Below are 13,311 nucleotides of genomic sequence, written 5' to 3'. Positions count from 1 at the left end.
TGCGACTCCGACGGTAGTGGTGACCGGGTCAGCTTCAGGCGCCGAGTCGCCCCCACCTGGCGCTCGTTGACGCGATCGCCTGTCCTCCCCGTCGGCCTTCGCCGACGGGGAGGTGAACGCGCGGTCAGGCGTGCGTCTGGTCCCAGTATCGGACCGCATCGGCGTCGCGGGCCGAGAGGTCGGGGTAGGCGGGGTCGGAGCCGACGTCCGGCACCCGGCGCCAGGAGCGGGCGCATTTCGGATGGTCGGCCAGGGCCACGGTCACCGAGATGGCGTCGCCCTCGACCAGTTCGGCGCCCGAGGTGCGGAAGATCTCGGCCGCGTCCAGGCCGTCGAACGGGGCGAAGGTCCCGGCCGGGGCCGTGACGGTCGGCCAGGCGTCCAGCGCCCCGCCGATCAGCTTGTCGCGCCGGGCCGCTTCCAGCGATTCATTGACCACTTCGAGGACGGTGTTGATCGCGGCCCAGCGCTCGGCCTCGGCCGGGTTGTTCCATTCCGCCGGCGTCTCCGGGATCACCCGGGCGCAGTTGGTCCCCGCATCCGGGAAGCGCGTGGTCCAGGCTTCTTCCATCGTGAAGGGCGTCAGCGGGGCCAGCCAGGCGGTCAGGCGCATGAAGACCTCGTCCATCACCGTGCGGGCGGCGCGACGGCGCAGGCTGTCGGGCCGGTCGCAGTAGAGGGCGTCCTTGCGGATGTCAAAATACAGGGCCGACAGGTCGTTGGAGCAGAACTCCAGCACCGGGCGCACCACGTCCTGGAACCGATATTCGGCATAGGCCTGGCGCACATGGGCGTCGAGTTCATACAGGCGATGCAGGATGAACTTTTCCAGCGGCGGCATCTGGTCCAGCGGCAGCCGCTCGGCCTCGTCGAAGTCGGCCAGGGCGCCCAGCAGATAGCGGAGGGTGTTCCTCAGCTTGCGATAGGCGTCGACCGTGGTCTGGAGGATCTGTTTGCCGATCCGCTGGTCCTCGGAATAGTCGACCAGCGACACCCACAGACGCAGGATGTCGGCGCCGCTTTCCTTGATGATGGTCAGGGGATCGGTCGTATTGCCCTTGGACTTGGACATCTTCTCCCCCTTCTCGTCGAGGGTGAAGCCGTGGGTCAGGACCGCCTTGAACGGGGCGCGGCCACGGGTGCCGCAGCCTTCCAGCAGCGACGACTGGAACCAGCCGCGGTGCTGGTCCGAGCCTTCCAGATACAGGTCGGCGGGCCAGTGGGCCGGGCGATCGCCCTTATAGCCATGCTCGGGCAGGCGCGGGTCTAGGGTGAAGGCGTGGGTCGAACCGGAATCGAACCAGACGTCCAGGATGTCCTCGACCTTTTCATACCGGGCCGGGTCATGCGCGCCCAGGAAGTCGCTGTCCGGGGCGGTGAACCAGATGTCGGCGCCGTGCTCGGCCACGGCCTTGACGATCCGGGCGTCGACCTCGGCGTCATGGAGGGGCTGGCCGGTCTGTTTATCGATGAACATGGCCAGGGGCGTGCCCCAGGCGCGCTGGCGGCTGACCAGCCAGTCGGGGCGGCCCTCGACCATCGAGCGGATGCGGTTGCGGCCGGCGGCGGGGTGGAAGGCGGTGTCGTCGATGGCTTTCAGCGCCGTCTCGCGCAGGCTGTCGCCCGAGGCCAGGGACTCGTCCATGCGGATGAACCACTGGGGCGTGTTTCTGAAGATGATCGGGGCCTTGGAGCGCCACGAGTGCGGGTAGGAGTGTTCCAGCCGGCCGCGGGCCAGCAGATTGCCGGCCTCGATCAGCTTTTCCATCACCGCGCCGTTGGCGGGACCGAACTTGCCGGTCTTCTTGCCCTCGGTCTCCAACACCTTGAGGCCCGCGAACAGGGGGACGGTGGGATAATAGGCGCCGTCCGGATCGACCGTGTCCGGCACCTCGTGATGACCGTGGGCCTTCCACACCTCGAAGTCGTCGGCGCCGTGGCCCGGCGCGGTGTGGACGAAGCCGGTGCCGGCGTCGTCGGTGACATGGTCGCCGGCCAGCAGCGGCACGGAGAAGCCGTAACCGCTGTCCAGCGCGGCCAGCGGGTGGGCGCATTCCAGGCCCGACGGATTGATGTCGTAGACGCGGGTCCAGGCGGTGATCTTCGCGGCCTTGAACACGTCTTCCGCCAGCTTGTCGGCGACGATCAGGCGGTCGCCCGGCTTGGCCCAGGGCGCAAACTCCAGCCCCTCTTCCATGGCTGTGACCTCATACAGGCCATAGGCGATTTCGGGGCCGTAGCTGATGGCCCGGTTGGCCGGGATGGTCCAGGGCGTCGTGGTCCAGATGACGATGGACGGGGTGCTGGTGCGGAAGGCCAGCAGGTCGTCGGGATGGTCGTCCGACGCGCCCGTGACCGGGAACTTGACCCAGATCGTGGGCGACACATGGTCGTGGTATTCGATCTCGGCGTCGGCCAGGGCCGTGCGCTCGACCGGCGACCACATGACGGGCTTGGAGCCACGATACAGCTGCCCCGAGTTCTTGAACTTGTGGAACTCTGCGACGATGGCCGCCTCGGACGTGAAGTCCATGGTGGCGTAGCGGTTGGCGAAGTCGCCGGTGATGCCCAGGCGTTTGAACTGGTCGCGTTGCAGGTCGATGTATTTGCCGGCGTATTCGCGGCAGGCGGCGCGGAACTCGTCCTTGGATACCTCGTCCTTGCGGCGGCCCTTGGCGCGGAACTGTTCCTCGATCTTCCACTCGATCGGCAGACCGTGGCAGTCCCAGCCGGGGACGTAGTCGACGTCGTAGCCTAAGAGGAAGCGGCTGCGGACCACGAAGTCCTTCAGCGTCTTGTTCAGCGCATGGCCGATATGGATGTCGCCGTTGGCGTAGGGCGGGCCGTCGTGCAGAACATAGAGGGGCGCGTTTTGCCTCTGCCGCTCGGCGCGCAGGGTTCCGTACAGGTCGCCCCACTGTTCCAGGATGACCGGCTCCTTCTGGGGCAGGCCGCCGCGCATGGGGAAAGGCGTCTCGGGCAGGAAGACGGTGTCGCGGTAATCGCGGGCGGTAGTCTCGGGGGCGTCAGCCATAGGAAGTCTCAGCGTCTTTTAGAGTTACGTTCGCGTGTCGATCCCGGCGTGCACGGGGCCAGAAGGCCCAGAGGCGCTACGCCGGGCGGCTAATCGAAATCAGGCGAATGGAGACGCGGACGGTCATTATGCGGGCGGTCTAGCAGACGGATGCGGCATTGCGCCATCCCGAAGCGCAGGCGTCATCAACGGAAACGAAAGGCTTTTGTCGTTTTGGTGAATGCAGGATCGGCTGGCGTCTTGCCCAGTCGACACGAAATCTACGTTTGGGAGTTCCCGCCGATGCGGCTGCGGATCACGAAATGGATGCTGGGCCTGGCGGCCGGTCTCGCTGTCTCGGCGGGCGCCGGGGCGGCTTTGGCGCAGTGCAACGGAGGCTGCGAGCCGCCGCCCTGCACATCGTGCGAGCCCCCGCCGCCGCCCGAGCCGCCGCCCTGCGGCGGGGGTGGAAACTGCGGTCCCGGCGGCGGTGGTGGAAACTGGAACGGCAACATCAACACCAACGTCAATGTGAACGTGAACCTTGGCGCGAACGCCAATGCGAACGCGGGCGCCAACGCCAACTCGGGCGCGCGGTCGTTCGTGAATGCACGGGCCGGCGGGTTTTCGGGCAGCTTCGGCGGAGGCGGCGGCGCGGCCTATGTCAGCGTCGATCAGCCCTATCCGACCACGATTCAGGGCCTGGCCGTCGAGGGCATGATCGCCCAGACCGTGCGCACCCCCTACACCGCCTTCCGCAGCATGATGAAGCGGGTCGTCATCCAGGCCGTCTGCATCGACGCCCGCCAGGTGCCGCACCCTGCCTCGCAGGTTCGGCCGGATCGCGAGATCGCGGACGGGTTCGAGGGCGAGCTTTATCGCTGCCTGTCGGGCACCTGGCTGCAGGCGACCATCGCGGATTACAACGGCGACATCAGCTTCGACCACGGCACGACCCTGACCTGCCGTAAGCACGAGGCGCTGTGGTACGGCCCCGGCGGCAAGCTGGAATGCCGTCCCGAGAAGCCCGAGCGCGACTGCAACGAGCGGTCGCTGCTGCGTCGCTACGGCGCCGGGGTGAAGATCCTGACGATGTATCGCGAAGAGGAATACACCGAATACCGCGAGGAACAGGTCGAGAGCGCGACCGTGCTGACCGGGGTCATCACCCTGGACGGCGGCGTCGGCGGCCGGGTGTTCTGAACCGGACCCGAACAGGCCCGTTCAGCCGCCGATCATGCGGAGCGTGAGATAACAAGACCGTCGGCTCTCCGTCGACGATCCTGACGACTGGCCCCGGCTCGCAAGAGCCGGGGCCTTTTTCTTGGGCGCTTATTGAGCCGCGGCGGCCTGAGCTGCAGCGGCCTGGGCCGTGACGGTAGCGCGCCAGGCGGCGTCGGGCTTCAGATACTGGCGGGCCAGGGTCTGAAGGTCGGCGGCGGTGACGGCTTCCAGGGTGGCGACCTGGTTGCGCGTCTGGTCCAGCGTGGCCGGGTTGGACTGCGCTTCGGCCAGCTGCGTCATCCAGTAGCCGTTGTCGGCCATGCTGCGGCGAAGGCGTTCGACGGCCGGGCGGCGGGCGCGGTTCAGCTCATCGTCGCTGACCGGGTTGTCGCGCAGGTCGGCGGCGATGGCGTCCACCGTCTCGAACAGCTTGGGCAGGGCGGCCGGCGGGGTTTCCGCCGTCACCGAGATGAAGCCATAGCCGGGATAGACGTCCGAGGCGCTGGAGCCGGCGCTGGGCGAATAGGCCAGACCCTGTTTCTCGCGGATCTCGTCGTTCAGGCGCAGTTGCAGCACGTCCGACAGGATCGACAGCTGGCGTGCGATCTTGCGGTCCGCGATCTGATCGGTGGTCGGCCAGGCGACGAAGCCCAGCGCCTGTTCGGCCGGGCCTGTGTGATACAGCTGGACCGGCGTGGCGACGGGGGCGGGGAACTTGCGCTCGGTCGAGCCGGCGGGCGGGGTCGGTTCGGCACCGCGCGAGGGCAGGGCGCCGAAGGTCGAGCCGACGGCGGCGATGACGGCGTCGATGTCCACGTCGCCGACGACGGTGATCTCGACCGGACCCTGGGCCAGTGCCGAGCGGACGCCGTTGCGGACGTCGTCGATCTGGATCGCGGCGACCTGTTCGGCCGTCGGGGTCACCTCACGCGCATCGCCGCCGGCCAGCAGGCCCGAGGCGTCGCGCTGGAACACGCCGCGCGGCGTGGCGCCCAGCTGGGCCAGGATCTGCGGGAACATGGCCTTGGTCTGTTCGAACGGCGCGGCGCGCAGGCCGGGATCGGTCAGATAGGCGGCCAGGACCTGAAGCTCCAGCTGAAGGTCGGCCGGCTTGGTCGCGCCCGAGAAGACATAGGCGTCGCCGGCCTGGTTGACCGAGGCGCTGTAGGTGCGGCCGCTCAGGACGCGGTTGATCTCGTCCAGGCTGAGCTTGCCCAGGCCGCCGGGGGTCAGGACTGTGCTGGCCATCGACAGGGGCGACAGCGTATCGGCCGGCAGGCCGAGTTCGCCGATGCCGGTCCGGGCGCTGACCAGGATCTGTTCGGCGCGGAAGTCGGTCTTCTTGATGTTCAGCAGCGTGCCGTTCGGGAAGCGGACCAGGGTGGCGCCCAGGTCGGCGACCTCGGTGCGCGAGGCTGGGACGGCGGGGGCGCCGAAGTTGTCATAGGGCCATTTCAGCTCGGCCTCGACAGCGCGGGCCTGGATCGGAGTGTTGCGCGAGGCTTCCAGCGCGGCGGTGACGGCCGCTTCGCCGCCCTCGACCGGGACGGGCGAGCTGAACAGCACCAGCGGGCCCTGACCCTCGAACACGGCCTTGGTCGCCTGGTTGACTTGATCGACCGTGAGACCCTCGACGGCCTTGTCGAAGATGTCGAGATTGGTCTGGGGCGCGCTGAACACCTGATCGTCGTTGACGGCGCCGAGCAGGCCGGTGGCCAGGGCGGGGGTCGAACGGGTCGCGGCCGAGGCTACGGCGTTCTGAAGGGCGGTGCGGGTGTTGACGATCTCGCGCTGAAGCTCGGCGTCGGTCACGCCGTATTCGGCTAGACGACGGCTTTCCTGTTCGACGGTTTCAAGGGCGCGCTGCCAGCCGCCCGGATTGAAGGCGACCGCCAGGGTGCCGGCGTCCAGGCTGTCGAACAGCGACTGATAGCCGGCGCCGGCGCCGATGAAGGGCGGGTTGTCGGCGCGGGCGATCTCGCCCAGGCGACGGTTCAGCACGGCCAGGCCTAGGCCGCGACGGATGTCGGCGGCGCGTTCGGCGACCGTGTCGGGTTCCAGGCCGGGGTTCTTGATCCAGTTCAGCTGGATCGAGGACTGGATGCCTGGCTCGACCAGGATGCTGGTCTGGGGTTCACGCGCGGCGACGGTTCCGAGATCGGGTTCCGGGCCGTCGGCGGCGGTGGGTTTCCAGTCGGCGAAGGCCGCGCGGACCTTGGCCTCCATGGCGTCCACGTCGAAGTCGCCCACGGCGATGAAGGTGGCGCGCGAGGGGCGATAATAGGCGTCGTAGAAGTCGACGAACCGTTGGCGCGGGGCGTTGCGGATGATGTCGAGGTCGCCGATCGGCAGGCGTTCGGACAGGCGCTGGCCGGGCGCCAGCAGACCCAGCTGGGTCTTCAGCACGCGTAGCTGCGGCGTGTCACGGGTGCGTTCCTCGCCGACGATGACGCCGCGCTCGGCGTCGATGGCGTCCGGCGCCATCAGGGCCGCCGACATCATCTCGCGCAGGATGTGCAGGCTGGGGTCGACCGTCTCGTCCTTGGTGTTCGGCAGCTCCAGCATATAGGCGGTCTGGTCGAAGCTGGTGAAGGCGTTGGTGTCGGCGCCGAAGGCCAGGCCCAGGCGCTCCAGGATGCGCAGCATCTCGTTCTCGGGCACCTCCTTGGTGCCGTTGAAGGCCATGTGCTCCATGAAGTGGGCCAGGCCCTTCTGGTCGTCACGCTCCATCAACGAACCGGCGTCGATGCGCAGGCGGAAGGAGGCCTGGCCCGGAGGCGTCGCATTGTGCAGCAGGGCGTAGCGCATGCCGTTGGGCAGCAGGCCGTAACGGACGGCGGGATCGGCTGGAATGTCGCTGGCGGCCTGGGCCCAGGGGGCGGACGGTGCGACCTGGCCTGCCGAGGCGGCGGCGGGCGCTGCGGTCTGGGCGAGAGCGGGGGCGGCGAACGCCCCGGTGGTAAGGGCCAGTCCCGAGACGGCGACGAGCAGCAGATGACGCGCAGAACGCATGGTATCACTCCGAAACCGCATCCCCCGATGGCGCGATCCCGGATCGTGTAAAGTGAGCTTGCCTTTTCAGCAAGCTGGACCGACGAACCTTACCGACTTGTCATGTTTGGATCAGCCGCCCGGTCGCTGTTGCATAAGCCACCGCCTCCGCATCTTCTGAAGATCGATCGACCATTCGGTGCGAGCGCGTTCCACCTCATCGAGATCATTTAGAGAAGCGATCAGCCGTTCCAGTTCCTCGTCCACCGCTTGCTGAAGGCGGCGTAGAGCTTCGGCGCGAACCGTCGGATCAAGGGTCGCCCACAGGCCGGCGCGCAGCCTGAAAGGATCGACGCCGACGTTCGTCGCTCGCACGGGGTCGCAAATCCAGGCTTCCAAGGCCGCGAGGCCTTGCGGCGACAGCGACAGGCGGGTGCCCTTGCGACCTGTGGGGATCGGCGTCGTCCAGATCAATGCGGCGTCAGCCAAACGACGGATGGCGGGATAGACCGCCCCAGCGCTCCCGCTCCATTCGATGGATGGCGAGGTCTGAAAGGCGCGACGCACCTGGAACGCGGTGTCGTGGTGGCGGTGGTGAATCTCTGAAAGCACCGCGCCCTCGAGTTCTGTCAGGACAGATGGAGGTTTTGTCATTTGACCGTCAATCGACAATTGGTCCTAATCGTACCAATTATTGAAAGGATCGTCATGCGTCATCTGCTTTCAGGCTTGGCTCTCGCCGCCAGTGTCTTTTCCGCGCCGATTTGTGCGTGGGCGCAGGCGGAGCCTCCCACCATTATCAACCTTTTCCAGTCCAACGACCGGGTTCTGATCATGCTGACGATCGGAGATCACCCGCCGATCCCGGCCGTCTTCGACACCGGGACGAACGGCAACGTGATCGACATGGTTGTCGCCGAGCGGTTCGGGCTGGAAAACAAGGGCGCGTCGCGGTCGATCGACGGCAGTACGGGCAGGCCGGTGCCGGGCTTCGAGACCTTCATCGCGAACGCCAGCTTGGGCGGAGCGCCGATCCTGGATGCCCGCGCGACCGCCATGGCGTTCAATCATCCCAACGAAGTCGCCATCATCGGTCCCAACAGCTTTCCGGGGCAGTACGTTCTTATGGATCTCGGACAGAGCCGGCTGATGATTTACGCCCCCGAGGAAGCGCCGGAGGCGGGGGAGGGGATTCCCTATCTGGGAGAGGGCGGCGCGGCCTTGCCGTCGCTCAACATCGAACTTGAGGGTCAGTCGATCGCCGCCATCCTGGACACCGGAAACACCAGCGATTTCCTGTTGCCTCTCAGCCTGGTCAAGGACCTGCCGCTGGAGGCGGAGCCGGTCCTTATCGGTCACGCCAAATCCGCAGCCGGGGTGCAGGACGTCTTTGAGGCGCGTCTGACCGAAGATGTCACCGTCGGCGGCCTCGTCATCCATCGGCCCAAGGTGCGTTTCATGGAAGGCGGCCGTCCGAATATCGGCATGCCGGTGTTGCGGCAGTTGAAGCTGATGTTCGATCCTGTCCAGCTAAAGACCTGGATCATCGGTGGTTCTGCCGCCAACTAGCCCGACAGCCTACCAAAAGGCGTCAGCCGCCGGGGCGGCTGATGTAGAAGGTGGCGGTGTTGCCGACGGCGTTGGCGCCGACGACGGCGGTGCGGCCGGAACCGACCGTGGCGCTGGTCGTGGCGGTGACATTGCCGCTGTTGGTCTGATTGTTGGTGATGTTGACGTCGCCGCCGCACTGGGAACAGGCGTAGCCGGTCACCGCATTGCCGACCGCGTCGGCGCCGACATAGGCGTCATAGCCGTTGACGCCGACGTAGGTGGCGTTGGCCTCGACACCGCCGGAGTTCAGCTGGGTGTTGTCCAGCTTCAGATAGATGTCGTTGTTGCCGGCGACGGTCTCGTTGGCGACGCTGCGGGCGGCCAGCACGGTCTGGCCCTGAAGGTTGGTCTGAACGCGGGCGTCGGCGCGGACGCGGCCGGCGTTGGTCTGGTCCGTCGCGATCAGCATCGAGCCGCCGGCGTTCGCCGTGATCGCCTGGTTGGCGCCGGCATTGGCGCCGACCGTCAGGTCCCAGGCGTTGTCCACATAGACGTCGGTGCGAGCCTCGGTCGTCGAGGGGCCGTTGGACTGACGGATGGCCAGGTCCTGGTGCGAGGCGCCGGTCGTATTGGTCTGAACCGCATTGGCGACGGCCTGGGACGAGAAGGTCGCGGGCGCGGGGATGTACTGAACGTCAGCGACGGTCTCGGCGAAGACGGTGGTCTGGGCCGTCTGGTCGATCACGCCGGTCAGGGAGGAGGAGGGGCCGCCCATGGCGACGGTGTTGGCGACGGCGGCGCTGGTCGCGAAGCCGCCCTGGAGCACACGGCCGCCCGGCGCCTGGACATAGGTTCCGGCCCGGACCTGATCGCCGGTCGCGGACTGGGTCGCATCGACGGCGAAGGTCGCGCCGTTGGTGGTCACGCCCAGATAGTTGCCACGCGCGGTGGTCGAGACGCTGAGCTGGCCGTCAGCCTCGCCGTTCACGACGACGTTGCTGGTCGCCACGGCGGAGCCGGTCATCGTCTGGCGCGAGACCAGACCGGCGGAGGCGGCCGTCACCCCGCCCGCGAGCGAATTGCCCTGGGCGCTGGTGCTGACGGTCACCTGATCGACGGACAGGTCGATGTCCACCAGGCCGGTGACGTCGCCGGACTGGGTCTGGGTGCTGGAACAGGCGTCGCCGGCCTGCGGATCGCAGACCGGCGTCTGTTGCGCGCTCGCTTCAGTGGCGAGTGCGACGAACGTCGCCGTCGCGGCCATCATGCCAGCGAGACGGATCGGCGCGTGTCTGGCCATTGTTGGTGTCCTGAGTGGGATAGGCCGGATAATATCCGCCGGTCGGACCGACGGCGGAATCGCCGAGCGGATCGTTGGCGGCGTTGAGGCAGATTTCGGGGCCGGGCGCGCCGTAGAGATTGGCCATGAACTCGACCGTGGCCCGTTCGACCAGGGCGCGGACGGCCAGCTGCGTCGGCTCCATCCCGCCCGTGCCGGCGGAGATGTCGAAGACATTGCCGTTCAGGAAGTCGAACACGCCGGCCGAAATCTCGCGGCCGATGATCTGCTTCTGATAGGAGACCACATCGACGACTTCGAGCGTGGTCGTCTGGACCAGGCGCAGGTCCATGGCGATGTTCATCACATAGACGCGGTGGTTGACGATGCCCGAACCCGGGCGGTTGCTGTCGACCTCGCCGCCGGCGATGTCGAAGCCGCCGGAGCGGATGTTGTAGTTCACCTCGGTGATGCCGCCGACGACATAGAAGTCCGAGCCGGGCACCTGGCCCGCCAGGATGCGGCGATACTGGGTGTCCTCGGGGCCTTGGGCTTCGGGAGCCTGGTCGCCGATCAGCTTGTTGTTGGCGTAGCGCAGTTCCAGCTCGGACACCGAAGTGTCGTAGCGTTCAACGATGCGGGCGCCGGCCTTGGCCAGGGCCGAGTTGGCCATCAGGGAGGCGCCGCCGGTGATCTGGCGCCCGCCGTCCGAAGAGACCGTGCCGGTGTAGTCGCTGATCCGGCCCACGGCCATGCGCGGCGAGGGCAGGTTGTAGCGACGGGCGTAGTCGGCAAGGCAATAGAGTGCGGCGGAATAGGGGGTCGGGTTGGCGGTCACCGGCGCATTGCCGATCGGGGTCGCATATTGACCCGACGGACCGGCGACCGGACTGACGCAGCCGGCGAGCAGCAGGGCGACGGCCGAAACGGCGGCTCCCCCTTTAATGAGATGGCGACGGCTCATGGCAGGTTGATGTTCCCGTTCAGGGCCGTGCCGGCGTTGATCGCGCCGGTATTGGTCTGGGTCGAGTTGACGATGACGGTGTTGCGGCTGCCCTGGACGACCACGTTCAGTTGGTTGCCGATGGCGGTGGAGCCGCCGATGGTCGTGCCGCCGTTGCTGGACGAACCTGCGCCGGCATAGGCCGAGGCGACGCCGCCCGACTGGCTGGAATAGGACGAGGCGCCCGACTGGATGATGCCGTTGACGATCAGGCGATTGCCGTTGGCGTCGCGGGTATAGCCGGTGGTCGCCGTGCTGGCTGCTGAACGCGCGCCGCCATAGCCCTGCTGAAAGCGCGACGCGCTGCCGGAACCCGTCGACTGGGCGGCGGCCGGCAGGCTCGCTGCGGCGACGACGGCCACGACGGCGGTGGATGTAAACAGCCTCTTGGCGGGCATTCTGGTGGTTCCTCGCGCAAACGTACGCCGAACCACGAGCGTGATCCGCACCCCAACCTGCATTAAGGTTATTAAGAAGCGCTTGATGTGACGCAGGTCACTGAGCATTTGTGACGCCATGTCAGACACACCCGGTCGATTCGACTCGCAGAACAGCCAGCCCGTCAAAGAACCCGCGTTCAACGTGCCGCTGGTCGTGCTGCTGATCGTGCTGTCGATGCCGACGCTGTTCTTCTTCCAGCGCGATCTGCCCGACATGGGCATGAGCATGGCCTTTGCGCCTGCCGATCTGGAGCAGGGACGCTGGGGCGGACTGCTGACGGCCATGCTGCTGCACGGCGGCTGGACCCACGCCATCATGAATGCGGTCGCGGCGCTGGCGTTCGGAACGCCGGTGGCGCGACTGTTCGGGGGCAAGATGGGGCCGACGGTCTTCCTGCTCTTCTATATAGGCTGCGGCGTGCTGGCCGCGCTGGGCTATGGGCTGATCCATTGGGGATCGGCCGAGCCTATGGTCGGGGCGTCGGGCGCGGTGTTCGGCCTGATCGGGGCGGCGACGCGGCTGCTTGGAGGGCAGGGCAGGGTGCTGACGATGACCGATCGCCATGTGATCGGCGCGGCCATCGCCTGGATGGCCGTCAATGCGGTGACCGGCCTGATCGGCTATGCGCCCGGCGCGGAAGGCGCGCGCATCGCCTGGGAAGCCCACGCCGTCGGCTTCGTCGTCGGCTTCCTGGCCATCGGGCCGCTGGGCCGGCTGTTCGGCAAGGGCGTCGCGCCGAAATCCATCGGCGGCGTTTGATTCCTGGCGTGTGCTGAGCAATCATCGGTTCCCGAGCGGCCCTGTCGCCATTCCGGCCCTGCGGTCGTCTCTTCTATAGAGAGAAGGAGCCGCGATGTTCGTCGCCGAAATCCTCAAGACCAAGGGAAACGCCGTCTTCTCCATCACGCCCGACCTGACGGTGACGCAGGCGTGCGCAGAGCTGGAGCAGAAACGGGTCGGGGCGCTGGTTGTCTGTGACGGCGATCGCGTCGTCGGGGTGTTTTCCGAACGGGACGTGGTCAAGGCGCTGGCCGCCGACGGCGCCAAGGCTCTGGATCGTCCGGTCGCCGACTATATGACCGCCAAGGTGATCTTCGCCGAGCCGGGCGAAGAGATGTCGGCCCTGATGACCCGCATGACCGATCGGCGCATCCGACATCTACCGGTGATGGAAGCCACACGGTTGGTCGGCGTCATCTCCATCGGGGATGTGGTGAAGTGCCAGATCGCCGAACACGCCCAGGAGGCGGCGAGTTTGCGCACATACATAGCGGGCTGATGCTGTTGGTTCATGCTCGCTGATCATGACTCTTTGAGAAAGTTTCGCGGTCTTGTCAGAATCTGGTTGCGGACAAAAGTGGGTCTACGTATAGAGCCGCCTCGCTCGGAAACGGGCCGGCCGACGGGGCCGCGGGGGTCTTGATCCTCACGGTTTCGCGGGAGGAGGGGTTGAAAAACTTCTTGCTTTCATCGGTTGGTTTCACTAGGTTCCGCGCTCCAATCGAATCGCCGACGGGTTTTAGGGGCAAGCCTCGCTTTCCTCCGGTGGTTTCTTGCGGTCTGAAGGGTTCGCCCTTCTCTCCAAAAGATCTCTGAAAAGAGCGGTTGACATGAGGTTCGGCGGTCTCTAAATCCCCGCCTCCGCCGACGACACGGCGCTAAACAAGTCGGGCCGCTTCGGCGGTTTAGGTCTTTGACATTGTTGATTTGGAAAGAGAAACGCAGGCGGCGGTGTTCTTGCGATGACCCTAGAAGGTCATCATACGACACTGACTATCTGCGGTCTTTTTGAAAAGATACCATGCGTCG

General features: G+C 66.7%; 10 protein-coding genes. 4 read left to right on the top strand and 6 right to left on the bottom strand.

Annotation, left to right across the window (positions count from 1 at the left end):
• Positions 1-124: 124 nt before the first annotated feature.
• Positions 125-3,034: an isoleucine--tRNA ligase gene (gene ileS, locus ACK4MH_RS14890; protein ID WP_409719755.1), complete on the bottom strand. Its 2,910-nt coding sequence runs from the start codon at positions 3,032-3,034 to the stop codon at positions 125-127.
• Between the two features lie 282 nt (positions 3,035-3,316).
• Between ileS and ACK4MH_RS14885 the strand changes: the two genes are divergently transcribed.
• Positions 3,317-4,216 carry a hypothetical protein gene (locus tag ACK4MH_RS14885; RefSeq protein ID WP_409719753.1) on the top strand — a complete coding sequence of 300 codons (900 nt, stop codon included), beginning with the start codon at positions 3,317-3,319 and terminating at the stop codon, positions 4,214-4,216.
• A 129-nt stretch (positions 4,217-4,345) separates the two neighbouring features.
• Here the strand turns inward: ACK4MH_RS14885 and ACK4MH_RS14880 are convergent, their stop codons facing one another.
• Both ACK4MH_RS14880 and ACK4MH_RS14875 read right to left on the bottom strand, forming a co-directional pair.
• Positions 4,346-7,249 carry a M16 family metallopeptidase gene (locus ACK4MH_RS14880; RefSeq protein WP_409719751.1) on the bottom strand — a complete coding sequence of 968 codons (2,904 nt, stop codon included), beginning with the start codon at positions 7,247-7,249 and terminating at the stop codon, positions 4,346-4,348.
• A 111-nt stretch (positions 7,250-7,360) separates the two neighbouring features.
• Positions 7,361-7,900, bottom strand: a complete 540-nt coding sequence (locus ACK4MH_RS14875; protein WP_409719749.1) for a hypothetical protein — start codon at positions 7,898-7,900, stop codon at positions 7,361-7,363.
• A 36-nt stretch (positions 7,901-7,936) separates the two neighbouring features.
• On the opposite strand from ACK4MH_RS14875, the gene ACK4MH_RS14870 reads away from it, so the two are divergent.
• Positions 7,937-8,797, top strand: a complete 861-nt coding sequence (locus tag ACK4MH_RS14870) for an aspartyl protease family protein (RefSeq protein ID WP_409719747.1) — start codon at positions 7,937-7,939, stop codon at positions 8,795-8,797.
• Positions 8,798-8,819: 22 nt separating this feature from the next.
• Here ACK4MH_RS14870 and hfaD read toward each other — a convergent pair whose 3' ends face one another.
• Genes hfaD through hfaA form a run of 3 tightly spaced genes read right to left on the bottom strand, consistent with a single transcriptional unit; the run spans position 8,820 to position 11,459 of the window.
• Positions 8,820-10,079: a holdfast anchor protein HfaD gene (gene hfaD, locus ACK4MH_RS14865; protein ID WP_409719745.1), complete on the bottom strand. Its 1,260-nt coding sequence runs from the start codon at positions 10,077-10,079 to the stop codon at positions 8,820-8,822.
• The gene (gene hfaB, locus ACK4MH_RS14860) at positions 10,006-11,022 is read right to left on the bottom strand and encodes a holdfast anchoring protein HfaB (RefSeq protein ID WP_409719743.1); all 1,017 of its coding nucleotides are present in this window, start codon (positions 11,020-11,022) and stop codon (positions 10,006-10,008) included. Before hfaB ends, hfaD begins: the two co-directional genes overlap by 74 nt.
• Positions 11,019-11,459: a holdfast anchoring protein HfaA gene (gene hfaA / locus ACK4MH_RS14855; RefSeq protein ID WP_409719741.1), complete on the bottom strand. Its 441-nt coding sequence runs from the start codon at positions 11,457-11,459 to the stop codon at positions 11,019-11,021. The genes hfaB and hfaA overlap by 4 nt, the downstream gene beginning before the upstream one ends.
• A gap of 118 nt (positions 11,460-11,577) precedes the next feature.
• Here hfaA and ACK4MH_RS14850 point away from each other — a divergent pair, with 118 nt between their 5' ends.
• The gene (locus tag ACK4MH_RS14850) at positions 11,578-12,261 is read left to right on the top strand and encodes a rhomboid family intramembrane serine protease (protein ID WP_409719739.1); all 684 of its coding nucleotides are present in this window, start codon (positions 11,578-11,580) and stop codon (positions 12,259-12,261) included.
• Positions 12,262-12,355: 94 nt separating this feature from the next.
• Entirely contained in the window at positions 12,356-12,781 is a 426-nt protein-coding gene (locus ACK4MH_RS14845; RefSeq protein ID WP_409719737.1) for a CBS domain-containing protein, read from the top strand.
• Positions 12,782-13,311 lie beyond the last annotated feature (530 nt).

This window comes from Brevundimonas sp. (assembly GCF_046295075.1).
Classification (GTDB): domain Bacteria; phylum Pseudomonadota; class Alphaproteobacteria; order Caulobacterales; family Caulobacteraceae; genus Brevundimonas.
The sequence above is the reverse complement of the archived record's forward strand: the minus strand, read 5'-3'. Positions and strand labels throughout refer to the sequence as shown.

Coding starts and splice junctions, on each gene's coding strand:
- ACK4MH_RS14880 (WP_409719751.1), bottom strand. CDS start 7,249: ATGCGTTCTGCGCGTCATCTGCTGCTCGTCGCCGTCTCGGGACTGGCC.
- hfaB (WP_409719743.1), bottom strand. CDS start 11,022: ATGAGCCGTCGCCATCTCATTAAAGGGGGAGCCGCCGTTTCGGCCGTC.
- ACK4MH_RS14850 (WP_409719739.1), top strand. CDS start 11,578: ATGTCAGACACACCCGGTCGATTCGACTCGCAGAACAGCCAGCCCGTC.
- ACK4MH_RS14870 (WP_409719747.1), top strand. CDS start 7,937: ATGCGTCATCTGCTTTCAGGCTTGGCTCTCGCCGCCAGTGTCTTTTCC.
- hfaD (WP_409719745.1), bottom strand. CDS start 10,079: ATGGCCAGACACGCGCCGATCCGTCTCGCTGGCATGATGGCCGCGACG.
- ACK4MH_RS14845 (WP_409719737.1), top strand. CDS start 12,356: ATGTTCGTCGCCGAAATCCTCAAGACCAAGGGAAACGCCGTCTTCTCC.
- ileS (WP_409719755.1), bottom strand. CDS start 3,034: ATGGCTGACGCCCCCGAGACTACCGCCCGCGATTACCGCGACACCGTC.
- hfaA (WP_409719741.1), bottom strand. CDS start 11,459: ATGCCCGCCAAGAGGCTGTTTACATCCACCGCCGTCGTGGCCGTCGTC.
- ACK4MH_RS14885 (WP_409719753.1), top strand. CDS start 3,317: ATGCGGCTGCGGATCACGAAATGGATGCTGGGCCTGGCGGCCGGTCTC.